The sequence below is a fragment of the Micromonospora sp. NPDC049274 genome (assembly GCF_040678875.1).
Taxonomy (GTDB): domain Bacteria; phylum Actinomycetota; class Actinomycetes; order Mycobacteriales; family Micromonosporaceae; genus Micromonospora.
Window position 1 is genome coordinate 1 of record NZ_JBFAQS010000003.1, and the last position, 26,620, is coordinate 26,620.

Annotated in this window: 24 protein-coding genes and 2 tRNA genes; 10 read left to right on the top strand and 16 right to left on the bottom strand. The window is 70.3% G+C overall.

The window, feature by feature from the left end:
• Positions 1 to 132: 132 nt before the first annotated feature.
• Together AB0K10_RS06365 and AB0K10_RS06370 are read right to left on the bottom strand one after the other, a co-directional pair.
• Positions 133 to 2,106 (bottom strand): FN3 domain-containing metallophosphoesterase family protein, encoded by a 1,974-nt coding sequence (locus AB0K10_RS06365; RefSeq protein ID WP_363680547.1) that lies wholly within the window; start codon positions 2,104 to 2,106, stop codon positions 133 to 135.
• 143 nt (positions 2,107 to 2,249) lie between these two features.
• A complete protein-coding gene (locus AB0K10_RS06370) occupies positions 2,250 to 3,308 on the bottom strand; it encodes a HupE/UreJ family protein (RefSeq protein WP_363680549.1) in 1,059 nt (352 codons plus the stop codon).
• Positions 3,309 to 3,648: 340 nt separating this feature from the next.
• Between AB0K10_RS06370 and AB0K10_RS06375 the strand changes: the two genes are divergently transcribed.
• Positions 3,649 to 4,311, top strand: coding sequence for a hypothetical protein (locus AB0K10_RS06375; protein WP_363680551.1), 663 nt, complete (start codon positions 3,649 to 3,651; stop codon positions 4,309 to 4,311).
• Positions 4,312 to 4,582: 271 nt separating this feature from the next.
• Positions 4,583 to 6,031 carry a non-reducing end alpha-L-arabinofuranosidase family hydrolase gene (locus tag AB0K10_RS06380; RefSeq protein ID WP_363680553.1) on the top strand — a complete coding sequence of 483 codons (1,449 nt, stop codon included), beginning with the start codon at positions 4,583 to 4,585 and terminating at the stop codon, positions 6,029 to 6,031.
• A gap of 117 nt (positions 6,032 to 6,148) precedes the next feature.
• Here the strand turns inward: AB0K10_RS06380 and AB0K10_RS06385 are convergent, their stop codons facing one another.
• Both AB0K10_RS06385 and AB0K10_RS06390 read right to left on the bottom strand, forming a co-directional pair.
• On the bottom strand, positions 6,149 to 6,805 hold the full coding sequence (locus tag AB0K10_RS06385; protein WP_363680555.1) for a response regulator transcription factor: 657 nt from the start codon (positions 6,803 to 6,805) through the stop codon (positions 6,149 to 6,151).
• Positions 6,793 to 8,019 carry a sensor domain-containing protein gene (locus AB0K10_RS06390; RefSeq protein WP_363680557.1) on the bottom strand — a complete coding sequence of 409 codons (1,227 nt, stop codon included), beginning with the start codon at positions 8,017 to 8,019 and terminating at the stop codon, positions 6,793 to 6,795. The genes AB0K10_RS06385 and AB0K10_RS06390 overlap by 13 nt, the downstream gene beginning before the upstream one ends.
• Before the next feature lie 170 nt (positions 8,020 to 8,189).
• Between AB0K10_RS06390 and AB0K10_RS06395 the strand changes: the two genes are divergently transcribed.
• Positions 8,190 to 8,408, top strand: coding sequence for a hypothetical protein (locus AB0K10_RS06395; protein WP_363680559.1), 219 nt, complete (start codon positions 8,190 to 8,192; stop codon positions 8,406 to 8,408).
• Between the two features lie 19 nt (positions 8,409 to 8,427).
• Here AB0K10_RS06395 and AB0K10_RS06400 read toward each other — a convergent pair whose 3' ends face one another.
• Complete coding sequence (locus AB0K10_RS06400) at positions 8,428 to 9,003, bottom strand: DUF3455 domain-containing protein (RefSeq protein ID WP_363680561.1); 576 nt, start codon at positions 9,001 to 9,003, stop codon at positions 8,428 to 8,430.
• Between the two features lie 214 nt (positions 9,004 to 9,217).
• Here AB0K10_RS06400 and AB0K10_RS06405 point away from each other — a divergent pair, with 214 nt between their 5' ends.
• Positions 9,218 to 10,711, top strand: a complete 1,494-nt coding sequence (locus tag AB0K10_RS06405) for a sulfatase (RefSeq protein ID WP_363680563.1) — start codon at positions 9,218 to 9,220, stop codon at positions 10,709 to 10,711.
• Between the two features lie 67 nt (positions 10,712 to 10,778).
• Here AB0K10_RS06405 and AB0K10_RS06410 read toward each other — a convergent pair whose 3' ends face one another.
• Positions 10,779 to 11,609, bottom strand: a complete 831-nt coding sequence (locus tag AB0K10_RS06410; RefSeq protein WP_363680565.1) for a helix-turn-helix transcriptional regulator — start codon at positions 11,607 to 11,609, stop codon at positions 10,779 to 10,781.
• 136 nt (positions 11,610 to 11,745) lie between these two features.
• On the opposite strand from AB0K10_RS06410, the gene AB0K10_RS06415 reads away from it, so the two are divergent.
• Positions 11,746 to 12,495: an alpha/beta fold hydrolase gene (locus AB0K10_RS06415; protein ID WP_363680567.1), complete on the top strand. Its 750-nt coding sequence runs from the start codon at positions 11,746 to 11,748 to the stop codon at positions 12,493 to 12,495.
• Here AB0K10_RS06415 and AB0K10_RS06420 read toward each other — a convergent pair.
• The 6 genes from AB0K10_RS06420 to AB0K10_RS06445 form a co-directional block, all read right to left on the bottom strand.
• Entirely contained in the window at positions 12,426 to 14,024 is a 1,599-nt protein-coding gene (locus tag AB0K10_RS06420; RefSeq protein ID WP_363680569.1) for a serine/threonine-protein kinase, read from the bottom strand. The genes AB0K10_RS06415 and AB0K10_RS06420 overlap by 70 nt on opposite strands.
• A gap of 342 nt (positions 14,025 to 14,366) precedes the next feature.
• Positions 14,367 to 14,930, bottom strand: a complete 564-nt coding sequence (locus AB0K10_RS06425; protein ID WP_363680571.1) for a dihydrofolate reductase family protein — start codon at positions 14,928 to 14,930, stop codon at positions 14,367 to 14,369.
• A gap of 4 nt (positions 14,931 to 14,934) precedes the next feature.
• On the bottom strand, positions 14,935 to 15,417 hold the full coding sequence (locus tag AB0K10_RS06430) for an SRPBCC domain-containing protein (RefSeq protein WP_363680573.1): 483 nt from the start codon (positions 15,415 to 15,417) through the stop codon (positions 14,935 to 14,937).
• Positions 15,414 to 15,788, bottom strand: coding sequence for a metalloregulator ArsR/SmtB family transcription factor (locus tag AB0K10_RS06435; RefSeq protein ID WP_363680575.1), 375 nt, complete (start codon positions 15,786 to 15,788; stop codon positions 15,414 to 15,416). Before AB0K10_RS06435 ends, AB0K10_RS06430 begins: the two co-directional genes overlap by 4 nt.
• Before the next feature lie 148 nt (positions 15,789 to 15,936).
• Positions 15,937 to 17,505: an alpha/beta fold hydrolase gene (locus AB0K10_RS06440; protein ID WP_363680577.1), complete on the bottom strand. Its 1,569-nt coding sequence runs from the start codon at positions 17,503 to 17,505 to the stop codon at positions 15,937 to 15,939.
• 68 nt (positions 17,506 to 17,573) lie between these two features.
• A complete protein-coding gene (locus AB0K10_RS06445) occupies positions 17,574 to 20,402 on the bottom strand; it encodes a BTAD domain-containing putative transcriptional regulator (RefSeq protein ID WP_363680579.1) in 2,829 nt (942 codons plus the stop codon).
• 314 nt (positions 20,403 to 20,716) lie between these two features.
• On the opposite strand from AB0K10_RS06445, the gene AB0K10_RS06450 reads away from it, so the two are divergent.
• From AB0K10_RS06450 to AB0K10_RS06465, 4 genes are all read left to right on the top strand, one after another.
• Positions 20,717 to 21,895, top strand: a complete 1,179-nt coding sequence (locus AB0K10_RS06450) for an epoxide hydrolase family protein (RefSeq protein WP_363680581.1) — start codon at positions 20,717 to 20,719, stop codon at positions 21,893 to 21,895.
• Positions 21,896 to 21,934: 39 nt separating this feature from the next.
• Positions 21,935 to 22,681, top strand: a complete 747-nt coding sequence (locus AB0K10_RS06455) for a helix-turn-helix domain-containing protein (RefSeq protein WP_363680583.1) — start codon at positions 21,935 to 21,937, stop codon at positions 22,679 to 22,681.
• Between the two features lie 58 nt (positions 22,682 to 22,739).
• A complete protein-coding gene (locus tag AB0K10_RS06460) occupies positions 22,740 to 23,399 on the top strand; it encodes a dihydrofolate reductase family protein (protein ID WP_363680585.1) in 660 nt (219 codons plus the stop codon).
• A gap of 99 nt (positions 23,400 to 23,498) precedes the next feature.
• Entirely contained in the window at positions 23,499 to 23,642 is a 144-nt protein-coding gene (locus AB0K10_RS06465; RefSeq protein ID WP_363680587.1) for a hypothetical protein, read from the top strand.
• Between the two features lie 28 nt (positions 23,643 to 23,670).
• On the opposite strand, the gene AB0K10_RS06470 is transcribed toward AB0K10_RS06465, so the two are convergent.
• From AB0K10_RS06470 to AB0K10_RS06485, 4 genes are all read right to left on the bottom strand, one after another.
• Entirely contained in the window at positions 23,671 to 24,111 is a 441-nt protein-coding gene (locus AB0K10_RS06470; RefSeq protein WP_363680589.1) for a LuxR C-terminal-related transcriptional regulator, read from the bottom strand.
• 38 nt (positions 24,112 to 24,149) lie between these two features.
• A complete protein-coding gene (locus tag AB0K10_RS06475) occupies positions 24,150 to 24,491 on the bottom strand; it encodes a hypothetical protein (RefSeq protein ID WP_363680591.1) in 342 nt (113 codons plus the stop codon).
• 100 nt (positions 24,492 to 24,591) lie between these two features.
• Positions 24,592 to 24,664 (bottom strand) — tRNA-Arg (locus AB0K10_RS06480).
• A 35-nt stretch (positions 24,665 to 24,699) separates the two neighbouring features.
• A tRNA-Ser gene (locus AB0K10_RS06485) sits at positions 24,700 to 24,790 on the bottom strand.
• 286 nt (positions 24,791 to 25,076) lie between these two features.
• Here AB0K10_RS06485 and AB0K10_RS06490 point away from each other — a divergent pair.
• The gene (locus tag AB0K10_RS06490; protein WP_363680593.1) at positions 25,077 to 26,618 is read left to right on the top strand and encodes a hypothetical protein; all 1,542 of its coding nucleotides are present in this window, start codon (positions 25,077 to 25,079) and stop codon (positions 26,616 to 26,618) included.
• Positions 26,619 to 26,620: the final 2 nt, after the last annotated feature.

Consider the following 26,620-nt stretch of genomic DNA (forward strand, 5'->3'; position numbering starts at 1 on the left):
CGGCGGGCGGCCCAGCGAGGGCCAGCACGAGCAGGGCTGCCACCGCGAACGTGACGGCGTCCAGAGCGAACGGCAGGGCGGGCGCGGCAGGCACCCGAAGGTGCCTGCCCCGCCCGGTGGGAAAGGTTCTGCTCAGCTGCTCAGCGCAGTGATCGTGAGGGTGGTGCGGTAGCTGCCCTTGGCGATGCTGTCCGGGATCTTCAGGTCCAGGTCGGCACCGAGCTTGGCGCCGCCCCGGGGGTGGCCCTGAACGGCCGCGCCGAGCCCGCTGGAGGCCGAGAGGCCCTTGCCCTGGTCGTCGAGGGACGACAGGACGGCGGCGCCGGCCTGTGCGCCCGCGCCTGCGTCCAGGACGTACGGGGTCCAGCCCAGGTACGAGCCGGAGAACGTCTTGTCGGCGTCGGAGAAGTCGCCGACGCTGGCCGAGATCGACCACGGGGCGAGCGAGCGGCGGCTGTCCGACACCAGGATCGGGTTGATCTTGCCCGTCGCCTCGAAGTAGGTGCCGTCGCGCTCCTGCGCGGTGCCCAGGTCGACCAGACCGTTGTAGCCGTCGATCGTCCAGCCGAACTCGCCCGGCGCCGCGTTGGGAACGTTCACCTGGATGGCCTGGCCGTCACCGTGGTACGGGTGCACCGTGACCTTGTCGACGATCGAGCCGACCGGCTGGCCCTCAGGCGTGTTGACGCAGGAGAGGCCGTTCTCGACTGCCGCGTTCGGGGCCGCGCAGGTGCCGCTGCGGACGTTCGCCAGGACCAGCTTGTCGCCGCGCACCTGCACCTTGACGTAGCTGCGGACGTGCTCCTGGTTCTGCACGGAGTTGTACCAGTACTTGTTCGGGTCCAGCGGGTCCGCGCCGTTGCCACGGATGCCCGTGCCGGTGTCGTCGGGCTTCTTGATGTCGTAGTACTTCGAGCCGGACGCCGAGTTGGCAGTCACGTAGATGACGCCACCCGGGCCGGGGTAGACCTCGGGCGCACCGGGCTTCTCAGCCGGGTTCTCCTTCTGGCCGTTCTTGATCGAGTAGCTGCGCGAGTAGCTGTGGTCGTGACCCTGCAGCACCATGTCGACGCCGAGGTTGGAGAAGGCGGTGGTGAAGTCTTCCCGCCGCTGCTTGTTGTCGGTGTCGGTCGCGTGGCTGGCCGGGGAGTAGATGGAGTGGTGGTAGACCAGCACCTTCCACTTGGCCTCGGAGCCGTGCTTCTTGATGACGTCGGTGACGTACGCGACGTGCGCCGCGTCGCCGCCGGCCGAGCCGTCCGCCGGGTTGGCGTAGCTGTTGCTGTTCAAGTCGATGAACAGCACGTCCTTGTGGATGAACCAGTAGTCGCCACCGGACCGGGTCGCCTGGTCCCCGTTGTAGTACTGGGCCGAGCGGTCGGTGTTCGGGGTGAAGTGGTGCTGCTCGTAGGCCTTGCCACCGACGTCGTGGTTGCCGATGGTGGCGACGAGCGGGATCTGACGCAGCTGGTCGGGGGCCAGGAACGAGGTCCACTGGCCCTCGTCGTTGGCGCTCTCCACGTGGTCACCGGCGGAGACCAGCAGCTCGGCGTTCGGGTTCGCGCCGGTGGCGACCTTCAGGGTCTCCTCCCAGCCGGCCTGGTCCTTGAGCCGGTCACCGGAGGAGCCGATCTGCGGGTCACCGAAGAACAGGAAGTCGTAGTCGCCCTCGAAGTCCTGGGTCTTGAAGGCGTACGCGGGCGACCAGCTGCCCTCGGCGCCGACCCGGTACGAGTACGCCGTGTTCTCGCGCAGGTTGCTGATCGTGGCGTGGCGGTTGAAGCCGGTCGTTGAGGTGTTCGCCGCGCCGACCGCGTCGAAGCTGACGGCGCTCGCCGGGAACTCGCCGTTGACGATCTCGGCGGTCGGGGCGAGCTGGATCTTCTGGGCGGTGTCGGCCGAGGAGTACCAGGACACGATGCGCTGGGTCTCGTTGGCGCCGACCCCGAGGACGACGCCGGACACCGTGGTGGGGTCGGCGGCGCTGGCGGCGGTCAGCAGGCCGCTACCAAGGGCCGCGCCCATTCCCAGGAATCCGGCTACGACCCCGGCGACAACGCGTCGCCGCACGGGCCCGGGGACCCGTGTCGAGGTGCTCAATGTCATCGACATTGTTCCCTTTTCGAATAGAGAAATGGATTGCTCTTCACCCGACGCCGGGGAAGCAGATCCAAACTTTCTGCGGCCGATGAACCGGTCATGAACGTGATCTTGCGAATGGCTGCACTTCACGAAGTAGTTAGCCGTACTCAGGATCCGGTGACGCGCTGAACAAACCAGATCAGCCCCATGATGGACACCGCCGCCGAAACAGCACCGGTCACCCAGAGGCCGGCTTTCGGCGCACGACGACGCAGCAGGAACAGCAACGGGAAGACCGCGGCGATAATCGTCAACTGGACGACCTCGATACCGACGTTGAACACCAGCAGCGACCACAGCAGGGTCCACGACCACGCCTCGTCGATGCCCAGCGCGCCCGCGAAGCCCAACCCGTGCACGAGCCCGAAGCAGAAGACGACCCCGAGGCGGATCCAGCCCCGGCGGTCCAGGCTGAGGTGACCGCGCCCGGCCGTCTCCAGATCGCCTGCGTGGTCACCGCGCCGCCAGATCCCCCACAGGTGCCAGCCGGCCACGATGGCGATCGACAGCGCGATGACCGGCTCCACGACCCGCGCCGGCACCTCGACCAGGCCGAGGGCGGCGAGCAGGAACGTCACCGAGTGCGCCAGGGTGAAGCTGGTCGCCGCGAGCACGATCTCCCGTAGACGCCGCGACCCGGCGATGAGCGCCAGCAGGAAGAGGATGTGATCGATGCCGGACAGCAGATGCTCGGCACCCAGCAGGAAGAACTCACCGAACCGCTGGTAGGCGGTCTGCGCCGTCGAGAAGGACGGATTGGCGGCGTCGAGCGCGGCGCTGCCGGAGCGGCCGTCGATCTCGTAGGTGACGATCGTCTTGGTGCCCTTGACGTACGCCTCGTCGTCCGGGAAGAGACCGCTGCGCACCTCGTGCTCGTCGGCGCGCTCGGCGCAGGTCCAGTCCAGCAGCAGGTCCGCGTACGGCACCCCCTCGCGTGCGCCGATCGTGGCGTCGCGCACCTGGGTCGGCCGGCAGGCCGCGCCTCGCGCGGTCACCGAGAAGCGGTCGGCGACATACTGCAGGACCGTCGGGGCGTGCGCCTTCAGGGCGGCGGCCTGCGCCGCGGAGTCGCCCGCCTCGAAGGCGGAGGTTCCCACCCGAAAGAGCGGATCGTCATCACCGGAATCGGCGGCCGACACGACCAGGAGGTCGTATTCGAGCTCCACCTCGGAGCGAATGTGACCCTCGTCTCCGGCGGTAATTTTCGCGTACACGGTCGATGAGAAGCCGTGCGCGAACGCCGGTCCGCCGCCCAGAAACGGGAGCACCGTCGCGAGAAATGCGACAACGGCTACGACAACGGTACGGCGGATGTGCCTCAGCATGCGACTCCCTCGGTTGGCCAGTGCACGCTGCACCCCGCGGGTGAACACCAACCCGCCCGCCGACGAACCGATGGAGAACAAACAGCCGGGGCGACCGTCCACGGATTGTCGGCGTTCAGATCTGGGATAGGAATACGAGGCGTACGCGCACTTCCCACCGCCACCCGAAAGGACGATCACCTTGCGCCCCCCGCTTCGGGCCGTCGCCCTGTTGGCCGCGACCGCCGCGCTCCTCGCCGCCTGCACCTCCGGCGGCGACTGGTCACAACCGCGCCCCGCGCCCAGTGCCGTCGGCTCGCTCGGCCCCGGATTCGTCGACCCCTCGACGCCGCCCGCCCCGGAGGCGACCATCACGCCGCAGCCCGGATCGTGGGCCGAGGTCCACCCGTCGAAGGACTACCGGGTGGTGCTGCTGACCGCCGGCACGGACGCCCCGACCAAGGCCCTCGTGACGGCGGTACGGGCCTGGGCCGACGACGAGCACGTCGACCTGAGGACAGTCGTGGTCGACGACGCGCACGATGCCGTCCCCAGCATCAGCAAAGCCATGGAGATGGGCCCGGACCTCATCGTCAGCGCGGGCAACGAGCTCATCGACGCCCTCGCGCTGGTCACGCCGAACCACCTGGACGAGAAGTTCCTGGTGGTCGGCGCGGAACTGGCCGAGCCCACCCACAACGTCACCGCTGTCGACTGGGACGGAGCGTCGTACCGTGGCGAGGGGCTCGGCATGTCCTCGTCGTACGACGCGGGCTCGTTCACGGCCGGGCGCTGCGCGGACGCCATCCGGGCGGGCGTGGCCGCCGTACTCAACGACCTGACCGGGATCGTCGTCTGGCTCTGACGCTGGTTCGGCCATCGGTCGATGACTATGTTATCGATAACCCTCGTCTCTCCCGACGAGCGCGACGGTCGCCGAGGTGACCTGGCGCAGCGCACCGGGACGACCCCGCTGACGTGCCCAAACGGCCGCGTGGCGGCGCCCGTCCGCCTTCAAGGCATCGAGGTTGATGGTTTGGGAGCGCTCCCGTAACATGGCCGACGCGGCTGTTAACGCTCACCTAACAATGACTCCCACGAATGTGGAGGCCGCCGTCCCGTCAGGAGGGTGCTTGATGACCATATTCAGACCAACCAATGTGGGCCTCGTCTCGGCCGGTGTCGCGTTGCTGGCGTCGGCCACTGTCGTCGTGGCAATGCCGGCCGGTGCCGCCGCTGCGGGCTGCTCGGTGAACTACGCCGTGTCGTCGCAGTGGCAGGGTGGGTTCGGCGCCAGTGTGACGATCACCAACCTGGGCGATCCGTTGAGCAGTTGGGCACTGACGTGGTCGTACGGCGCCGGGCAGACGGTCACGCAGTCGTGGAACACGGCGTTGACCCAGAGCGGTGCCGCGGTGACCGCGCGCAACGTGAGCTACAACGGGTCGGTCGCGACAAACGGCACTGTGTCGTTCGGCTTCAACGGGTCGTGGACGAGCAGCAACCCGGACCCGACGAGCTTCGCCCTGAACGGCGTGACCTGCAACGGTGGGACCACGCCGACGCCACCGGTGACCGACACGCCCGCACCGCCGACGAGCCCACCGCCCACGACCCCACCGCCCACGACGCCGCCACCCACGACCCCACCGCCAACGACGCCGCCACCCACCACGTGTGACCTGCCGTCGTCGTACCGGTGGTCGTCGACAGGCGCGTTGGCGCAGCCGAAGTCGGGTTGGGTGTCGTTGAAGGACTTCACCGTCGCCCCGTACAACGGCCGGCAACTCGTCTACGCCACCACCCACGACTTCGGCAGCCGGTGGGGCTCGATGAACTTCGGCCTGTTCACCAACTGGTCGGACATGGCCTCGGCCAGCCAGAACACCATGAACAGCGGCACCGTGGCGCCCACCCTGTTCTACTTCGCCCCCCGCAACATCTGGGTCCTGGCCTACCAGTGGGGCGGCACCGCCTTCTCCTACCGCACCTCCACCGACCCCACCAACCCCAACGGCTGGTCCGCCGCGCAGACCCTGTTCACCGGCAGCATCTCCGGCTCCGGCACCGGCCCCATCGACCAGACCCTCATCGCCGACAGCACCAACATGTACCTGTTCTTCGCCGGCGACAACGGCAAGATCTACCGCGCCAGCATGCCGATCGGGAACTTCCCCGGCAGCTTCGGCAGCAACTACACCACCATCATGAGCGACTCCACCAACAACCTGTTCGAAGCCGTGCAGGTCTACAAGCTGCAGGGCCAGAACCGCTACCTCATGCTCGTCGAGGCCATCGGCTCCCAGGGCCGCTACTTCCGCTCCTTCACCGCCACCAGCCTCGGCGGCACCTGGACCCCCCAGGCAGCCACCGAGAGCAACCCCTTCGCCGGCAAGGCCAACAGCGGCGCCACCTGGACCAACGACATCAGCCACGGCGAGTTGATCCGCACCAGCGCCGACCAGACCTTCACCGTCGACCCCTGCAACCTGCAACTGCTCTACCAGGGCCGATCCCCCAGCTCCAACGGCGTCGACTACGGCCTGCTGCCGTACCGCCCCGGCCTGCTCACCCTGCGCCGCTGACGCTCCACCACCCATGACTCGGGGCGGGTCCGGCACCACGCCGAACCCGCCCCGGGTCGCGTGCCGGGCCGTTCGTCCCCGGCGGCCGCGACCTGCTGGGGCAAGCGTCGACGGGCGCTACCGCTGGCCGCCGTCCAGGTAGCGCAGCACGGCGGTGACCCGGCGGTCGGCACTGTCGTCCGGCGGCAGCTGGAGCTTCGCGAAGATGCTCCGGATGTGCTTGTGCACCGCACCGTCGGTGACGAACAGCCGCTCGGCGATCGCCGTGTTGCCGAGCCCTTCGGCCATCAGCCCCAGCACCTCACGCTCGCGCGGCGACAACTCGCCCAGCGCCGTGTCCGGCCGGCGGTTGCGGGCGAGCAACTGCGCCACCACCTCCGGGTCGATCACGCTGCCGCCGTCCGCCACGCGACGCAGGGCGGCGAGGAACTCCTCGACCCGGCCCACCCGCTCCTTCAACAGGTAACCGAGCCCGGCGGCGCCGACCGAGAACAGTTCGGTGGCGAACGCCTGCTCCACGTACGCCGACAGGACCAGCACCGCGAGGCCGGGTCGACGTCGCCGGGCCTCCACCGCGGCCACGATGCCCTCGTCGGTGTGGGTCGGCGGCATCCGTACGTCCACGATCGCCACGTCCGGCGCGTGCTCGTCGACCGCGACCAGGAACTCGCCCGGGGTGCCCGCCGTGGCGACCACATCCAGCTCCTCCGCACGCAGCAGCAGCGCCAACCCCTCGCGCAGCAGCGGGTCGTCCTCGGCGATCACGATCCGCATGGCAGCTCCACGTGCATCCTCGTCGGCCCTCCCGCTGGGCTGGTCAGCGCCATTCGCCCGTCGTACGCCTCGACCCGCCGGCGGATGCCGGTGAGCCCGGAGCCGCGTGCCTCGTCGGCGTCGCCGCGCCCGTCGTCCTCGATGGTGACCAGCAGCCGGCCGTGCTCACGCCGCACGGTGACGTCCACCCGGCTCGCGCCGCTGTGTCGGACCACGTTCGTCAGCGCCTCGGCCACCACGAAGTACGCGGTGGCCTCGACCGACGCCGCGCAGCGGACGGCCACGTCCACCGCGAGCCGGCACGGCACCGCGCAACTGCCGGCCAGACCCGTGAGCGCCCCGGCGAGGCCCCGGTCGTCCAGCACCGGCGGCAGGATGCCGCGCACCACCGTCCGCAGTTCGCCGAGCGCCTGCTCCGCCGCGTCCTGGGCCTGCCCGAGGATCTCATCGGCCCGGTCCGGGTCACGCCGTACCGCCCGGCGCGCGGCGCCCAGCAGCACGTTTACCGCGACCAGCCGATTCTGCGTACCGTCGTGCAGCGACCGTTCGATGCGGCGCAACTCGACGGCGTGGGCGTCCAGCGCCGCGGCGCGGGTCGCGGTCAGCGCGGCGACCCGCAGCGACAGGTCGACCCCCGGTGGCGGGGGCAGCAGCCACCGACCCGGCCAGGACTGGAGGCGGGCCAGCGCCGGGCCGAACCCGACCGCGGCGACCAGCCAGCCCACCCCGAGCACACCGACGACGAGCGCCTCGGAGAGCCCGTCGATGCGCCACCAGAAGAACCCCGGTGCGCCGTCCTCGGGCCGGACCAGCCGGTACCACAGGGGGAACGTGATGTCCTGAAGGGCGTAGAGCGGCAGGGCGATGCCGACGAGTCCGGACACCAGGCCGGTGATCGAGTGGAGCGTGACCCAGCCGAGCTCCCGGCGGACGAACGGGTCGCGTACCGCCTCCCGTAGCTCCTCCGGCACCGGCCCGGGCGTCGGAATCGGGCTGCCCCGACGGGACAGCCGGGCGCGCTCCCGGTCGGCCACCGAGCGCACCGCCCGCAACACGCCGGGCACCAGCCGCAGGCCCACCCCCACCAGGCAGGTCATTGCCACGACGACCGCCCAGAACAGCGCGCCCAACGCCAGCAGCGCGGTGCCCAGCCCGCCGACGAGGTGTTCGACGGCGTCCACCGACGCGCGCATCCGGCCCCGCACGTACGCCATCGCCGCCCACCTCCCGGGCCAACATAGGCCAGTGCGAGCACGGCCGGCAGCGTCCGCGGCGGAAAGTACAGCCTGCTGTACCTGGGTCGTCGAGCTGGCGGGATCGTCCCCGCCGCTGTCATCCGCCTAGCGTCGGTGGTGTCGTCGAAACGTCACCGAAGGAGACAGTCATGACCGATCCGTACCGCAGCACCGAGGCCCCGGCCGCCGCGCCGGAGCGGCCCGGCGGCCTGCTACGCCCGCTGCTGTGGCTGGTGCTCTTTCTCGCCGCGGCCACCAACGCCGTGTTCTCAACAGTCGTGGACAACCCGTGGATCGGCTCGGTGTTCGGCCTGGTCGCGGTGCTCTGCGCGGCGGCGCTGATCGTCCACCACCGCCGCAACAGATGACGCCGACCGGTCGGCGCGACTAGCGCTTCGCGGCCCAGAAGACGTACACCGCGCCGTACGGCACTGCCGTCGTCGCGCCGTCGACGCAGGCGCCCGCCGGGGCGACGCCACCCGAGGTCAACAGACGGCTGACGTACGCGACGTTGCCGAGACGGCCGCTGCCGGCGTGGGTGTCCACAGTCAGCAGCAGCTCGGGGATCGTCCCGGGGCGGGGGCTCTCCGCCGTCTTCTTCGCCGTGATCAGCGAGCCGTCGCGCTCGGACTGCCAGCTCGGCCCCTTGAAGTGGTGGACCCGGCCACCGGTGCCGATGAGCTGGGCCTCCGGCACGGACGCGCCGGTGAACACGCCACCGGCACACGTGTAGGTCTGCGTTCCGCGAGTAACGACGTACGCGCCGACCGGGCGGGATCCCGCCGGTGGCTTGATTGCCGAGGCGATGCGTGGGATGTCGACCCGGGCGTTGGCCCCCATGGTGGCACCCTCGGCGACCTCGGCTGCGGACGCCTGCTGGGTCACCGGGCCGATCGCCGCCAGGACACCGGCCATCCCGATGACCGCAAGCGCTCGGACCCGGGAACGAGACGTGCTGATCATGTGATTCCTCCGATCGAGGCAGGCGCATCCACGCCCACATGAGTCCTCACGGAGAGATTGCACAACGCGATCAATTTCGCGCCGAACTTGAACGGTCATTCACCTGACCGAGGTGACGGCGGGTGACTGACCGGTCCGACCCCGACATGTCCCTTGATCAGATCATCACGAGCCGTTTAATAGATGCTGACAAATTTTGGCCAGTCTTGGCGACATGGCTATCACCAAGCGCCGCCTCCTCGCCACCACAGTCGTAGCAGGGCTGGCTCTGCTCGCCGCGTGGGCACCGGCACGCGCCGCGGCACCCACCCCGACATCCACCGCCACCTCGCCCAACATCATCTTCGTCCTCGTGGACGACCTCGCGTGGAACCTCGTGCAGTACCTGCCGCAGGTCCGACAGCTGCAGAGCGAGGGGGCCACCTTCACCAACTACACGGTCACCGACTCGCTGTGCTGCCCGTCGCGCTCGTCGATCCTCACCGGCCAGTTCCCGCACGACACCGGTGTGTTCACCAACGGCGGCGCCGACGGCGGGTTCGCTGTCTTCAAGGGCCGGGGCAACGAGAACCGGACGTTCGCGACGGTGTTGCAGGGCAAGGGCTACCGGACCGGCTTCCTGGGCAAGTACCTCAACGGCTACCTGCCGGCGGACACGCAGGGAGGCGCGCTGCCGTACGTCCCGCCGGGCTGGTCGGAGTGGTACGTGGCCGGCAACGGGTACCCGGAGTACAACTACGACCTGAACGAGAACCACACGGTCGTCCACTACGGCAGCCAACCGGCCGACTATCTGACAAACGTCCTGTCCCGCAAGGGCAAGGACTTCATCCAGCGCTCGGCGGCCGCCAACACGCCCTTCCTGCTGGAGGTCTCGACCTTCGCCCCGCACAGCCCGTTCACCCCGGCCAACCAGGACCTCGACGACTTCCCCGGGCTCACCGCCCCGCGCACCGCGGCGTACGACCGGCTGCCCACCAACGCGCCGTCCTGGCTGGCCGACAACGGACCGCTGACCGCGCAGGAGAAGAGCACCCTGGACACGAACTTCCGCAAGCGTGCCCAGTCCGTGCAGGCGGTCGACCGGCTGATCGGCAACCTGCGCGCCCAGCTCACGACCAGCGGCATCGCCGACAACACCTATGTCGTGTTCAGCTCCGACAACGGCTTCCACATGGGCGAGTACCGGTTGACAGGCGGCAAGCAGACCGCCTTCGACACCGATGTGCGAGTGCCGCTCGTCGTCGCCGGGCCGGGCGTCGCTCCCGGATCGGAGCGCGCGGAGATCGTGCAGAACATCGACCTGGCACCGACCTTCCAGCGCATCGGCGCCGCCGACGTCGGCACGCACGTCGACGGGCGTAACCTGCTTCCGCTCGCGCAGGGCGAGGCGGCACCGAACTGGCGTACCGGGGCGCTGATCGAGCACCACGGCCCCAACCAGGCCGCGGACGATCCCGACGCCCAGGACCGCCGCAACGGCAGCCCGATCACCTACGAGGCTCTACGGACCGCGACCTACACCTACGTCGAGTACTCCAACGGTGAACGGGAGTACTACGACCGGACCGTCGACCCGCACCAGCTCAACAACATCGCCGGCGGGCTCTCGGCCACGCGGCGGGCCGCGCTGCACGATGCCCTGGCGGCGTACGTCGCCTGCCACAGCCACTCGGCGTGCTGGACGGCCGGTCACGTGCCGGCCTGACGACGGACTCGGTGGGGCCGCTCGTCCGACGAGCGGCCCCACCGTCACGCTTGTTGGCGAGCCGACGTCACCCCACGGACGTGGCTCCCGGCCGGGGTGGAGCTGAGCGACCGGCTCGGTAACGGCCCGGCGTCGTGCCGACGATCGCGGTGAACGCCGCGATGAAGCTGCTCGGGTTGGCCCACCCGCAGGCGTGGGCGGTCCGGGTGGTGTCCCGGCCGTCGGCCAGCAGCACGAGTGCGTGGTAGACGCGTAGCTGCGTGCGCCACTCGTAGAAGGTCATGCCGAGCTCGGTGCGGAACAGTCGGCTGAGGGTGCGAGGGCTCGCTCCGATCATCTTCCCGAGCTCGGCCAGCGTCGCGTTGTCCGCCGGCGTCTCGTACAGCATCCGGGCGATGGCCCGCACGCGGTCGTCGCGTGGCTCCGGCAGGTGCAGGGGCTGTTCGTGTGCTTCGCGGAGTTCGTCGACGAGCACGCGAAGCAGACGAGAGCGCGCGGGACGGCTGTGGCCGGGCGTCGCGTCGTCGTAGTTGCCGGGGCCGGTCAGGGCGAGCAGGACCTCGCGGGCGAGGGCCGAGGTCAGGAACACGGCGGGGCGTTCCGGCAGCAGCCGGGCGAGGGACGGCGCGAGGAACACGATCCGCATGTCGGTGTCGCCGTGCGCCCGATGGGCGTGGATGAACTCGGCGGGGGTCCAGGCGACCCGGTTGGCGGGAACGATCGACGTGCCGCGCTCGGTCTGCACGGCCAGGATGCCGCTGGCCGCGTACACCAGGTGTCCTCGATCGTGGGTCTGCGCGGCGCTTGCCCCGCCGGAGGGCCAGAGGTGGCGGCCGCCGGAGGGCCAGAGGTGCGACGTCACTCCGGCGACCGGACGAGATTGGCGGGGAACGGGCATGCGATGGCTTCCTGTCGGTAGTAAGCCACTCCCTGACCTGGCGACACTACCTCCGTGCGGTGATTCCCCGCCGCGCCGAGGGCCCGACCGGCATCGGGGCGGCGCCTCGGTGCCGAGTCTGGAGAGAGGAAGAACCATGACGACGTACGTGCTCGTGCCCGGCGCCTGGAAGGGTTCCTGGTCGTTCGAGGCGGTGGTTCCACTGCTGGAACGCGCGGGGCACACTGTGCACGCGCTGACCCTGACGGGTCTGCGTCCGGGCGACGACGACGCGACAGTCGCGACCGCCAACCTCGACACGCATGCCGACGACGTGCTGCGGCTCCTCGATCGCGCTCACATCACCGACGCGACGCTCGTCGGTCACAGCTACGCCGGGATGGTGATCACCGCCGCCGCGGACCGGGCCGACGGCCGGATCGCACGCCTGGTGCATCTCGACGCCTACGTGCCGCGCGACGGGGATTCGTGCTGGTCGGCGACGAACGAGCACTTCCGGAAGGTGTTCGCCGAAGGCGCGGCGGACACCGGCCACTCCGTACGACCACCCGAGGGCGGCGATCCCCGCCGCCGTCCCCATCCTCTCGCCTCGTTCCTGCAGACGATCCGGCTCACCGGGGCCGCGGCCCAGATTCCGCGACGCGAATTCGTCTACTGCTCGGGATGGGAGGACCGTTCGCCGTTCGCCGCACTCCGCGCCCGGCTCGACGCCGATCCCGACTGGCAGGTCCACGACCTCCCCACCGGTCACGACGCCATGCACGAGGCCCCGGAGGCGGTCGCCGCACTGCTGCTCGACGAACGCCGCGACGTGGGTCAGACCGCGCCCCGGTCGACCAGGCTGAACGTGGTGTCGATCGGGGCGTCACCGAGAAACTCCACGTAGATGTGCTTCCTGGTCGGACTCCACTGCACCACGCCGTACTCGTCGTTGCTGATGACGTAGGAGGTACGCCCCTTGTCGTCCTTAGCCTCACTGGAGATCGCGAAAAGAGTCGCCGCAGTGGGCCGGCAGTCGGTTCCCACAAGCAACTTGTTCTCCTTGGCATCGATCTTGACGCCGAGGCACGGCCGGTGGGCGATCTCCGGATTCACCGACTTGATCATGTAGTCGACCCCTACCGGTTCGAGCACGAAGAGCGCATCCTTGCCCGTTCCGTCGCCGGTCTCGAGCTCGCCGTACGACGGCAGCGACAGGTCACGGTCGACCTCCACCACGTGCAGCAGGATCCGTCGCTGCCCGGCCAGGATGGCCCGGCTGGGATCCCCGCTGGCCGACGGCGACCTGGTCGGCGTACCCGAGCTGGGTTTTGGCGTGGACGCGGTGGCCGCGGGCCCGGTGGGCCCCGAGCTGCCGGCCGCCGTCGAGCCGGTGGGGTCGGGTTTGGACCGGCCGTTCAGCAGCTTCGGAACGATGACGAAGGCGAGCGCCAGCACCACGATCACCGCGGAGATCGCACTCAGCCCGGCGAGCCAGCCACGCCGGCCCGAGCCCCCACGACCGGCCGTGGTCAGACCCGGCGGCATCGGCTGACCGCCACCACCGGCAGCCGGCGTCGCTCCCAGAAGTTGGACCGACCTGGCGGCAACTCCCCGATCCGCTGCGGTCAACAACCCGTCGAGCAGCTCCCGGGCGGTCGGCCGGGCGGCGGGATCCTTCTCCAACGCCCGGGAGACCAACTCCCGCAGCGCCCCGCCGAGGCCGGTCAGGTCCGGCGGTTGGGTGAGAATCCGCATGGCGGTGGCGGTCGGGGAGTCGCCCCCGAACGGGTTACGGCCGGTCGCGGCATGGGCGACAACGGCACCCCAGGCGAAGATGTCCGCCGCTGGGCCGACCGGATGGCCGGACGTCGTGTCGAACCGCTCCGGCGCCATGTACGAGACGGTCCCGACCACCTGGTTGGTCCGGGTGTGCTGGCTCGTCACCTCGAACGCGCGGGCGATGCCGAAGTCGATGACCTTGATCCCACCCGGCGCGACCAGCACGTTCGCCGGCTTCAGGTCCCGGTGGATCACTCCGGCGCCGTGGATGGCGGTGAGCGCGGTAGCCACCCCGACGGCGATGCTGTGCACCTGCGCCGCCCCCAGCGGCCCCCGTTCCCGGATCACCTGGGCCAGGCTGGGTCCCTCGACGTACTCCACGACCAGGTACGGCGGGTCGTGGTCCGGGTCGGCGTCCAGGACCTCGGCGGTGCAGAACGGTGGCACCTGGCGGGCGCGGTTCACCTCACTGCGGAACCGACCACGGAACTCCTCGTCGTGCGAAAACTCCGAGCGGACGACCTTGACCGCGACCCGCCGTCCCTGCGGCGACCGGGCCAGGAAGACGCTGCCCATGCCGCCGTCGCCGAGCCGGTCGAGCACCTCGTACGCGCCGAGCCGGGCCGGGTCACCGGGGCGCAACCCGTTGCTCACGCCGAACGCCCGCAGACCGTGGCCACCGCGCGAGCCGATCCGCCTATCACTCGTTCCCCTTAGGTCACCGGACGCCGCCCCGCAGCCTATCGTCCACCCACCCAATCTCGTCGATGCCGTCCGTCAGTGGGGCGGCCTCATCGCCGCAGGTGAACGACGAGGGTGTCTTTCAGCGCGGCCGCGACGGGTTGTCCCTGTGGTGGGGGACCCTGAGGAGTACGGCCGCAGGTCCGCCGGGCCGGGGCACGCTCTGCACCGTCCGACTGCCGGGCTTCGACTCGTCCTTCCCCCATCGCCGTCGATGAGATTGTTCCCTGCCGGCGAACCGGACAGGGCCGTCCTTCACTCTCCGCGAGTGCGGTAGCGGAGCTGTATGACGCCGTTGCGGAAACGGCGCTCATCGAGGAGCTCGAGGTCGGCGCGCAGGCCGGTCGGCAGGCCCGGCTTGCCGCCGCCGACGACGACGGGCCAGATGAACAGCTGGCACTCGTCGACCAGCCCGGCCTGGAAAGCCCGCGCCGCGAGGTTGGCGCCTCCCACGGTGAGATCGCTGCTGGCCGTGGCCTTCAGCTCGCGTACCGCGGCGGGCTCGAACCGGCGTTCGATTCGTGTGTCGGCAGTGGACACGTCCGCGAGGGTCGTGGAATACACGACTTTGCTCGCGGCCTGCCAGACGCTCGCGAAGTCGGCCATGAGGTCGGACTTCGCGGCCAGCGCGGGCTCGGTCTCCCAGACCGCCATCGCCTCGTACAGGCGCCGCCCGTAGAGAAGCGTGCCCACCGACCGCAGGAGGTCGGTGTGGACCGTGAACAGCTCGTCGTCGCCTGGACCAAAGTTGAAGTCGCCGCGATCGTCCTCGATGTAGCCGTCAAGCGACACGTTCGTCACGTACATCAGCTTTGCCATGCCTCTACCCCTCAGCTCCAGCAGGGCGGACGCTCGCCAGCGCGGCGTCCAGCTTGATGAACGCCTGGCGCCAACCCTCGTCGCTGGGGTGCGCCAGGTGTTCGGGGAGCCACTGGCGGATCTCCAGTCGCGTCCGCCCGTCAGGCTCGTCGTGGAACTCGACCCGCAATCTCGTCTCGAACGGCTCGATGCCCTCCTGCAGCCGGCCACCGACGTGCATGACGCCGTCGAGCAGTTCGCCGTCGGCGACGTCGGTGAGGTCGATCTGGATGTGCACGCGAAGGCCGGGTTGAGCGGGGTTGACCTCCGTCCACCGTTGGAAGCCGCCGGGGCGCACGTCGAACTCGATCTCGTCACGCGGCAGCGAGTTGCCGATCGGGCCCCACCACGCCGCCAGGTGATCGGGGTCGGTGAAGGCTCGGTAGACGAGCTCCCGCGGCGCGTCGAACACACGTGAGATGACGAGCTGCGGAGTTTCGGTGTTCATTCGAGCTCCCTGGGGTCGTCGGCCATCCGGTCCGTTGCTGCTCCGGCGGCCTGCACCGCGGCGAGGTGGGCATCGAGGCGGGTGAGCGACGAGTCCCAGAGCCGCCGGTAGCGCTCGATCCAGTCGGCCGCCTCGCGCAGCGGGCCGGCCTCGAGGTGGCTCGCGCGCCACTTGCCCGACCGCGACCGCGAGATGAGCGCAGCCCGCTCGAGCACTTTCAGGTGCCGTGACACCGCCGGCATCGAGATCGACAGAGGAGCGGTGAGCTCGGTGACAGTGGCGTCACGTGCGGCCAACTCGGCGATGATCGCCCGTCGAGTCGGGTCGGAAAGCGCCGAGAACACCGCGCTGAGCTGATCGGTGCCCGCCATCGGAAGCTCCCCTCACTTAACCGGCCTGTTAAGCGTATTGGGGCACGAGCCACGTAGTCAACGAACTGGGGGGCGGAACGGCAGTCCACCCCCCAGCACGAAGAACGATCGCCACCGGCCCGGGCCGTCTCCGGCCTGAGCCGCGCCGTCAGGCGGGGGCGGCTGGGCAGCTCGCGCCGGCCGGCGGTACGGCTCTCTCGATGAGGTACCGCTCCACGTAGGTCCGAGTGCACGCTGTCCGCGGGTAGCTCGCGTGGCCCGACCCCTGGTAGGTGACGAGTGCGCCCCGCCTGCCGAGCTGGTCCACCACCCGTAGGGCCCCGTCGTACGGGGTGGCCGGGTCGTACCGTCCGTTGAGCACCAGAAGCGGGGCTCTGGTCTCCAACCGCAGCCGATGCTGGGGGTTGACCGCCGTCCAGCCCAGGCAGATCGCGGCGAACCTGACGGTCAGTGGGGAGGCCCTCAGGTGGGGTGCCGCAGCGCGGGACAGTTCGAGATACCGGTTCCAGTCGGCGAAGCTGTCGACCGGCAGCGACCAGTCCTGGCAGAACGCCGGTAGCGCGTACTCGGTCAGCTCCTGACTGGTGTCGACCGGCACCATCGGGGACGCGAGCGATGCGGGCTCGCCCCGCTCCAGTGCGAGAAGCATTGTCGCGAGGTCGGCCCAGGTCGCGTCGAAGAAGTTCACGAAGGTCGCGAACCCCAGCTCGAACCAGGTAAGCGTGGCACCGGTGGACGCGTCGACGAGCGTGCCGGCGTCCGCGCGGCGCATCAGCCGGTCGAACAGCGCCGGTACGTCGCGTCCGTGCAGTGCACAGCTGGGGGTCCGCTCGCACCAGGTGACGAACTCGTGGAACAGGGCCTCGTTACTGGCCGCCCCGCTGCGGAAGAACCTCCCGACCCCCTGGCTGTGGTCCATCACGCTGTCCATGACCAGTGCGCGGACGCGGTCGGGAAACAGTTCGGCGTAGGACTGCCCGATCAGGGTGCCGTAGGACCACTGGTAGAAGCTGAGTTGCCGCTCGCCGAGCGCCGCCCGGATGGCGTCGGTGTCACGTGCGACGCTCGCACTGTCGATGTGGTCGAACAGTGGGCCACTGTGCGCGCGACAGTCGTCGCGCAACTGGCTGTTGTAGGCACGAAGTCCCTCGAACTCCGCCGCGTTGGTGGGCGTCAGGGAGGGGTGCCGGGCCAGCAAAGCCGATGAGCAGCGCACCGGTGCGCTACGGACGGTACCCCGAGGATCGAAGCTGACGAGGTCGAAGCGACGCAGCACATCCGGCCCCAGTTGGCTGGGAGCCGTCAGCACCGTGTCCACCCCGGACAGACCGGGACCGCCGGGGTTGAAGACCAGGACGCCGATGCGGGCGGCCGGGTCGGTGGCGGCACGCCGGGCCAGGGCCAGTGGGAAGGTTGCCCCTCCCGGCCGGGCCCAGTCCACGGGCAGGCGCAGGGTGCCGCAGCGCGTGCCCGGATCATCGGGCCGCTCGGGGCACGCCTGCCAGTCGATACGGCCGGCCCAACCGCCGGTGGCGTCGTCGACGGCCGAACCGTTGCCATCGGCGGCCGCCGGCGAGGCGCCCGCGAACGACGGCGGGGCGGTGAGCGACAGGGTGACGAGGACGGCGAGGACGGTCCAGAGGCTGCGGAGGAGCCGCCGGCGTCGACGATCGACCCCGCTGGGATGCCAGGAGGTGGTTCTCTTCGTGGTCAGCATTCGCCCAGCCTGCCGACGCCCGGTCCACGTCGGATCCATGCCGGCCCCGTGCGGTCGGCGCAGGGCGTTCAGCGGTACGACGCCAGCCGCTCGGACAGCACCATGGCCTGCGGATGACCGATCCGATCGAGGATCGCCAACGCTTGCCGCCACAGGTCGACCGAGGTGTCGTGGTCGCCCGCCGCCTGATGGGTGTCGCCGAGGTGGACGAGAGTGTCCGCCCTCCCACACGGGTTCTCGACCTCCGCATAGAGCGCGAGAGCGCGCCGGTAGCAGTCAGCCGCGGTCGGGTGCGCCCCGAGGCCGTGATAGGCGAGGCCGAGACTGTCCCAGGTGTTGGCCGCGCCCAGCCGATCCTCGGCCTCCGCATAGAGCGCGAGCGCCCGTTCGCAGTAGGCGATGGCCTGTTCGTACTCGTCCAGTCGAGCGTGGCCCCAGCCGAGCCCGTTGAGCGCCGCCGCCATGCCGCGCCGGTCACCGGTGCTGCTGGCCAGCGTCAGCGCCTGCCTGGCATGCGGCAGGGCTGCGCGGGGGTCGCCCTCGGTGTCGAACAGCCAGGCGAGATGCAGGTGTGCGTTGGCCTGTCCCGGGCGGTCGCCGACCTCGTCGCACCGGGACATGGAGCGCCGAAGGTGATGGTGGGCCGCACGGAACCGGCGGAGCTGGATGTACGCCAACGCGAGGTCCCGGTGCGCCAGCGCCTCGACCAGTGGATGATCGCGGCGTTGCGCGACCGTGACCGCGGTGGCCTGCACGGCGGCCAGGTCGTGCCACTGTGCGAGCTGGCTGAGCAGGGGAGTGAGGGCCTGGGCGAGCTGTCCGGCGTGCGCGTCGAAGCCACGGGCGGCCGCGTCGTCGACGGCGGCCAGCAGTATCCGCTGTTCACTGCCGAACCAGGCGAGCGCGGCCCGGTGATCGGCAAATGCCGGGGATGACGCGTCGGGGGGCACGGGCAGCGGATCGACCGGCTGCCAACCGGCGTCGACAAGCCTCGCCGCGTCACGGGCGGCACGCAGGTAGTGGTCGAGCAGGCGCTTCCGGGCGGCTTCGCGGTCGGCCGCCGAGTCGTGCGCGTCGGTCATCTCCTCCCCGTAGGCGCGGAGAAGGTCGTGACAGTGAAAGCGGTTGGGGGACTCCTCGGCCAGCATGTTCGCCCGGGTCAACTCGTCGAGCGCCGGCCGGATCAGGCGTGGCGGCGCGCCGGCGAGGCCAGCAGCCGCCGCCGCGCTGATGTCCGCCGCCGGGTGCAGGCTGAGCTGCCGGAACAACCCGGCCGCGGCCGGGCTGAGCAGGCGGTACGACCAGGAGAGCACGGTACGCAGGTCGGTGGCGGCGTCGTCGGTGAGCAGGGCGGCGAGCCCGCCGCGACTCGCCGCCAGGTCGTCCGCGATGGCCTGGAGCGGGAATGTGGGCCGGGCGGCGGCGCGCGCCGCCACGATGGACAGGGCGAGGGGCAACCGTGCGGTACGGCGGATCAGCTCGTCCACCGCCGCCGGCTGGGCGGCGGCCCGCTGCGCTCCCAACCGGCGTACGAGCAGCTGGTGTGCTTCGGCGGTGCTGGGCAGGTCCAGTGCGACCGGATGTGCGCCTTCGGCGGCGACCAGCCCGGGCAGTGTGTGGCGACTCGTCACGAGCACGGCACAGCGGGTCGACCCGGGAAGCAGCGGCCGCACCTGTTCGGCGTCGCGCGCGTTGTCGAGCAGGACGAGCAGCCGCCGGTCCGCGGTCAGACTGCGGTACAGGGCGAACTGGGCCGCCGGTTCGGCGGGGATCTCCAGCGGCTTGACGCCCAGGGCCGGAAGGAGTGAGCGTACGACGACGGCCGACGGTGACGCCTCCTGCGCGGAGCTGCCGAAACCGCCCAGGTCGACGTGGAGTTGCCCGTCGGGGAAGTGGCGCAGGTTGTCGTGTGCCCAGCGCAGAGCCAGCCACGTCTTCCCGACGCCGCCGGTGCCGGTGACGACCACGGTGCCGGCTGGACCCGCGTCGCCGAGCAGCAGCGTCGTGAGTTGAGCCAGCTCGCGGGCCCGGCCGGTGAACAGCGTCGGCGGGGCCGGCAACTGCCGGGGGACGACCTGTGGCGTGGGTTTCTCCGCCGGCCGCGTCCCAGGCGTCAACAGCTCCCGGTCGGCCCGCAGGATGCGGGTGTGCAGGTGTTGGAGATCGGGACCGGGCTCGACCCCCACCTCGTCGGCGAGCAGCCGATGGAGCTTGCGGTACGTCGTCAGCGCGTCGGCGCGCCGGCCGGCCCGGGCCAGGGCCACCATCAGCTGCCCCCACGGACGTTCACGCAGTGGGTCCCCGTCGATCTGCGTCCGGAGCGGCTCGATCAGCTCGTTGTGCCGTCCGATCCGCAGGTGGAGGTCGGCGACCTCCTCCAGCAGACTCGCCCGCTGCTCCTGGAGCCGTGTTCGGACGGTGAGCAGCACCCCACAGCCGGGGAGGCCCGCGAACGGCTCGCCACGCCACAGCGCCAGCGCTGCCTCGAACGCCCGCAGGGCATCGAAGCAGCGGTCCTGGCGCAACGCGTGGTACCCGCGCTGGGTGAGGTCGTCGAAGGCCGCGCTGTCCAACGCCTGTGCGTCGAGGACGAGACGGTAGCCGGTAGCCCCGGCGCGGATGGCCGGGTCGGGGTCGCCGGCGGAGTGCAGCACCCGGCGCAGCGCCCAGATGTAGGTCTTCACGTTGCCAGCCGCCGTCTTCGGCGGGCGTCCCTGCCACAGCTCGTCGACGAGCTTGTCGATGGACCACGCGGTGCCCGGCTGCGCCATCAGAATGGCCAGCAGGCGCACCCGCAACGGCGTGCCAAGGGCCAGCGGCGCCCCGCCGGAGGACCGCACCTCCACCGGCCCGAGTAGGCGGTACCGCATCGCCGAAGTCCCCTGCGCAGGGTCCATCACGTCATCGTACGGACCTGACCCGTTGCGGCCGGCCGGCGCGTGGCCTGGGCAGAAGAAACGGGGCCAAGGACCAGCGTGAGCTCGTCGATCAGGGGCGCCGCGGGTGGGTGTGGGTCGCGACGCGGTGTGATCGTGTAGATGCCGCAGGCCGGGGGATCAACAAGGGCCACCATGGTGACGTCCGTCCGCAGGCCAGACGCCGCGTCGCTTGTCGCAGTAGGCGGAGGTTGTCATGATCCGTCCATGACGACAACTCTTGGCACGAACGGCGGTCCCGTCGCCGTCCGTGACCCGGCGGGGCGGTGCGGCTCATGACTCTCTCGTCGCAGGACCCGACGAGTGTCGAGCCGTTCCGGGTGCACGCCAGCCCTGAGGAGTTGGAGGACCTTCGCGCGCGCCTGCGTGCGACGCGCTGGCCGGACGCGCCGCAGGACGCTGGATGGTCGCTGGGCACAGACATCACCTATCTGCGCGAACTCGTCGACTACTGGGCGGAGGAGTTCGACTGGCCGGCGCAGGAGACCGCTCTCGCGCGCCTGCCGCGCTTTCGCACGCGGATCCGGGAGATTGGCGTCTCGTTCATTCATGCGCGTGCCGTCGCGCCGGTTGGGCCGGTGCTGCCGCTGGTCCTCTGCCACGGATGGCCGGACTCGTCGTGGCGCTACGAGAAGGTGGTGCCCCTGCTCACCGACCCCGGCGCGTTCGGCGCGGACCCGGCCGACGCCTTCGACGTGGTCGTGCCGGACATGCCGGGATTCGGGCACTCGGACCCTCCTGCGGGAGGACCCCTCGACTCGATCGCGGTCGCCGACCTGTGGGCCGAGCTGATGACCGCGCTCGGTCACGCGAGTTTCGGTGCCGTGGGAGGGGACATCGGCAGCTCAGTGAGCCGCTACCTCGCCCTGAACCATCCCGAGCGAGTCGTTGCGGTGCACCGCATGGAGGCCAGCCTCCCGGTTCTCACCGCCGTTGACCTCGCACCGGAGGAGCGGGCCTGGCTCGACGCCGCCGCCGCGTGGAAGGCCAGCGAAGGCGCGTATGCCGAGATGCACCGCACCAAGCCGCAGACCGCCACCGTGGGGCTGACCGACTCACCCGCCGGACTGGCCGCATGGATCGTTGAGAAGCTGCGGTCGTGGAGCGACTGTCACGGCGACATCGAGCAAAGCTTCACCAAGGACGAGATCCTCACCCTGCTCACGCGCTACTGGTTAACCGGAACGATCGGCTCGTCCATGCGCATGTACGCCGCCAACGCCGCGATCCCACCGGAACAACACGCCCGCAGGGTCGAAGTACCGTCCGGCTTCGCGCTCTTCCCCGGCGACACGCTCCACCCGCCGCGCGCCTGGCTCGAGCGCACGGCCAACGTCGTGCGCATCACCGAGCTCGACAAGGGCGGCCACTTCGCGCCCTTCGAGGAGCCCCAGCTGTACGCGCAGGAGCTGCGCGAATTCTTCCGGCCCTACCGCTCGGTCGGCCGGACCTGACCAAGCCCGCGTGGGCTACTCGGGGGGAACCTCAACAGGTTGAAGACGGAGGAGGCCATGGCGTTGCGGTTCGAGCATCGCGACACCGATGTCGACGTGAACCTCGTCGACCGCGTGTGGCGCACCCGCTCTGACGCCGAGGAGACGATGACGTCCGCAGCACGTACCTGCTGGCATCTGATCCTCTCGCGGGCGCAGGGACGCCTACTCGCCAGCCTGCGCGGGCCGGAAACGCGGGCGACCACGGCACCGGTCCCGGCGGGCACCGAGTTCCTCGGGGTCCGGTTCGCGTTCGGCGCGGTTCTTCGGCCGCATCCTGCCGCCTCGATCGTCGATGGATACGTGCCGTTCCCGGTGACGGAATCGGGCAGGATCGTCATCGGCGGCGAGAGCTGGGAGGCGCCGACGTTCGAGAACGTCGAGCACTTCGTCCGGCGATTGCAGGACGCGGGTCTGCTGGTGCGATCGCATCTCGGGGACGAGGAGCACATCGCCGAGCATCCCGAAGCCAGCCCGACCGAGCGAACCCTGCAGCGTCGCTACCGAGCGGTCATTGGACTATCGCAAACCGCCGTACGGCAGATCGACCGCGCGAACGCCGCAGCCACGATGCTGCGCGACGGCCTCGACTGGCGCACAGTCGTCGAGACGTTGGGGTACTTCGACCAAGCCCACCTCGCGCACGCGCTGCGTCGCTACGTCGGGTGCACCGCACGCGATCTGCAGGCGGAGCACTGTGCCGCGATGTCGTTCCTGTACAAGACCCACGCTGGGCCCGGCAGCTAGCGTCCGTCTGCCCGCCAGCCCTGGCCGGCTGCCCGCAACCAGAACGTGAAGGAAAACCGTGCTACTGAGCGTCAACATCTTCGTCAGTCTCGACGGCGTCATGCAGGGACCCGGAAATCCCGACGAGGACCGCTCCGGCGGCTTCGACAACGGCGGGTGGCTCGTTCCGCACGCCTCGACGCACACCAACGAAGTCGTCGAGAGCTGGTTCCGTGCGGCCGACGCGTTCCTCTTCGGCCGTACCAGCTTCGGCCTGCTCGGCGGGTACTGGCCGAAGGTCACCGAACCTGACAACCTGATCGCCACCAAGCTCAACACGCTGCCGAAGTATGTCGTCAGCTCCACGCTGACCGACGATGAAGCCGATTGGAACCCGACGACGGTCCTCCGCGGTGACCCGGCCGACGAGGTACGCCGCCTCAAGGAGCTTCCCGGTAAGGAACTCCAGGTTCACGGAAGCTGGCAACTCGTGCAGACGCTGCACCAGGCAGGACTCGTCGATGTCTACCGGATACTCCAATTCCCGGTCGTCGTCGGCACCGGAAAACGCCTGTTCCCGGACGGGTCGACGCCCGCGACGTTCGCAACCGTCGAAGAGGGCTCGCGCGTACTGCCCGGCGGCGTCGTCTCGCTGACCCTCAACCCCACGAGCCTCGGCGCGATCTCCGCAGGCGCGTACGAGGTCGACGAAGGGCGCTCGGCGACGGTCCTCGACTGACAACGGTGCCCGACCGGCTTGGAGGCCCTGATCTCCCGGCCAGGACCTGTGTCGAATTCGATCACAGCCACTCGTTGACAGCGACGAACTGGCTGGTGCTTGTCCCGTGAGTGGGCGTCCTGGTCACATCCGCTGCTGGACAAGTTCGTCCGCGACACTCAGGGGCTGGAGTTCATGGAAGGCACCTCGAACATCCAGCGGCTCACCGTGAGACCGGGACTGCTCGGGCACGACCTGCGCTGAGTCTCGTCGCGGTGTTCGCCGGCCGGGTTCACTGGCCCAGGTAGGCGAGCACCGCCATCACGCGCCGGTTGTCGTCGGTGGACGGCGGTAGCTGCAACTTCGCCAGGATGCTGTTGATGTTCTTGGCGATCGCCTTCTCGGTCACGAACATGGCGGCCGCGATCGCCGCGTTGGACCGGCCCTGGGCGACCAGCGCCAGCGTCTCCAGCTCCCGGGCGGTCAGCTGGGCCAGATGGTCGCTGCGGCGCACCATGCCGGAGACCACGTCCTCGTCCATCACCGTCCCGCCGCCGGCTACCGTCCGCAGCGCCGAGATGAACTGCTCACCGTCGAACACCCGGTCCTTGAGGAGATAGCCGACGCCGCCCGCGCCGTCGGCGAGCAACTCGGTGGCGTAGAGCTGCTCGACGTCTTGGAAATCGACGCGATGGCCGTCACCCCGCCGGGTCGGCGGACCCGGCGGTGACATCACTCAATCAATGACCGAGCATGTGACGCGACGACACGTCACGAGAAACGAGGAAGCCGAACCGCCTTGTCCACCGTCCGGCAGAGGCCACGGTAGAACTCGACCATCTCCTCGTCTGTCGGCTCCTGCTCCTGCGTCTTCTCCAGGGCCCTGCGGGCGCCCACGGACAGCGCACGCACGAGCCGCTTGGCCGCCTCCGGATCTTCGATCTTCCGGATGTCCAGATATCCCATTGCCCGGCCGGGGCTGAGCCACTCGTCGAACTCGTCGACTGCGGCCACGTCGGCGGGGACCAGCCTCATGACGTGCGACAGCACCCTGCCCTGGATCCACCACTCCAGGTCGTCGTCGAACAGCACCGCCAACACCAGGATCCCCATGCCGAGTAACAGATCTGGAACATCAGAAGCCGATCACGCAGGCCAGACAGCAAGAAGGGCCTGACCCGCGTTTCCGCAGTTCAGACCCATCATGATCTTGTGCGCCCGAAGGGACTCGAACCCCTAACCTTCTGATCCGTAGTCAGATGCTCTATCCATTGAGCTACGGGCGCTCGTGCTCAGCCAGTGTACACACCCGGCTTTCGCGCGGAGACTCCGGGATTCGAACCCGGGAGGGGCTTTAAGACCCCAACCGCATTAGCAGTGCGGCGCCATAGACCAGACTAGGCGAAGTCTCCCTGGTGGCCCGTAGACCACCGCGCCCGAGGATACAGGTCGTCACCCACCGGGAGCAAAACGACTTCCGGGGTGCGCCCACCACGGCCCTCGGTCCCCGTGTTTCACCCCTGTGCGGTGGCGTGATCGCGACTACGCTCCATCGATATGCAGGAGCAGCCGCCGAGCGAGCCGACCCGCCGAGAGCCTGCTGAAAGAGCGCGCCGGCGCTCTCCGCGGCCCACCTTCACGCCGCCTACCGCCGCCGAGCAGCCCGAGGAGACGGCAGCCCCGCCGGCAGCCGCTCCGGTGAGCCCGCGTCCTCGACGGGCCAAGGCCGCCCCGGCCGTGCTGTTCCAACCACCGGACCCGGAGCGTCCCCTGCCCCGGCAGCCGGTCCGCTCGTCTCCGGCACCGAGCATCCCACCCGCCGTCGACCAGGCGAGCCCGCCACCTGACGCCCCACCGGCGGACCAGACCGGCCCCCCACCTGACGCCCCATCGGCGGACCAGGCTCCCCCACTGGAGAACACCCCAGCACGCGACCAGGCCAGCCCGCCGATGAACACCCAAGCCACCAGCCCGCCGATGAACACTCCAGCCAAAGGTCAGGCCAGCCCGCCGACGGACACCTCGGCCAAGACCCGGGCCAGTTCGCCGGGAAAGACCCCGGCCACCAGCCAGGCCAGCCCGCCGGCGACCGCCCCGGCCAGCCCCGTCGACGGCATCCAGGGATCGGGCGTGGACCAGCCGGGCAACAAGCGGGCGACCCCCAGCAAGAAAGCCACCCCCAGCACGAAGGCCACACCCGCGAAGAAAGCCCTCCCGACCAAGAAGGCTCTCCCGACCAAGAAGGCCACCCCCACCCAGCGGGCCACCCCCGCCAGGGACGCCACCCCGGCCAGCGAGGCCATCCCCGCCAGGGCAGCCGCCCCGGCCAGCGAAGTAACCCCGGCCAGTGCAGCCGTCCTGGCCAGCGAGGCAACCCCGGCCAGGGCAGCCGCCCCGGCCAGCGAGGTAACCCCGGCCAGGGGCGCCACCCCGACCAACGAGGTCGCCCCGGCGAGGAAGGTCTCCCGCGCCAAGAAGGCCGCCCCGGCGACCAGGCGCGCCGCGGCCCCGCGTGCGAACACCACGCCCGCCGAGGTCACCTCGACACCGCAGCCCTCGACCGCGCTGGCCGGAGCAGACGACCTGGCGCCGGCTTCGGGGCGTACCCCGGAATCAGATGTGCGGGCGGTTGTCGCCCGCCTGCGCGACCACCCGGGCTTCGCGCCGGAGTTGCTGGCGGTGGAGGCGGTCCGGGCGCTCGGTCCGGGTGCCGCAGAGTGGGCCGCGCGGCTGCGGGCCCGGTATCCGGACGCTCCGGCGGACGGCCTGGCCCGGCTGGCGACCCGGCGGTACGTGCGGGCGGCGGGCGCGGGAGGGGCGGCGGCCGCGCTGGCCGGGCTCTTCGCACCGCTGGCGGAGTTGGTGTCGGTGCTCTGGACCCAGTCGAACCTGGTGCTGCACCTGGCGGCGGCGTACGGGCGGGATGCGGCGCATCCCGACCGGGTCGCGGAGCTGCTGGTGTTGACCCAGGTGCATCCGGACGCGGCGAGCGCGCGGGAGGCGTTGGCCGGCGCGCGGGAGGCGGGCGAGCCGGTCGAGGGGACGTGGCCGAGGGCGGCGGAGGCCGCGTGGCGGCTGGCGGCGCCGCTCACCGCCCAGGCGGGCGGCTGGGTGGCGTTGCGGTTGGCGTCCCGCCTGTTGCCGGGTGCGGCGGTTGTCGCCGCCACGTTGGGTGACGCGGCGGCGGCCGACCGGTTGGCCGCACGTGCGGTGGCCGTCTACCGGCCGGGGCGGCGCTGACC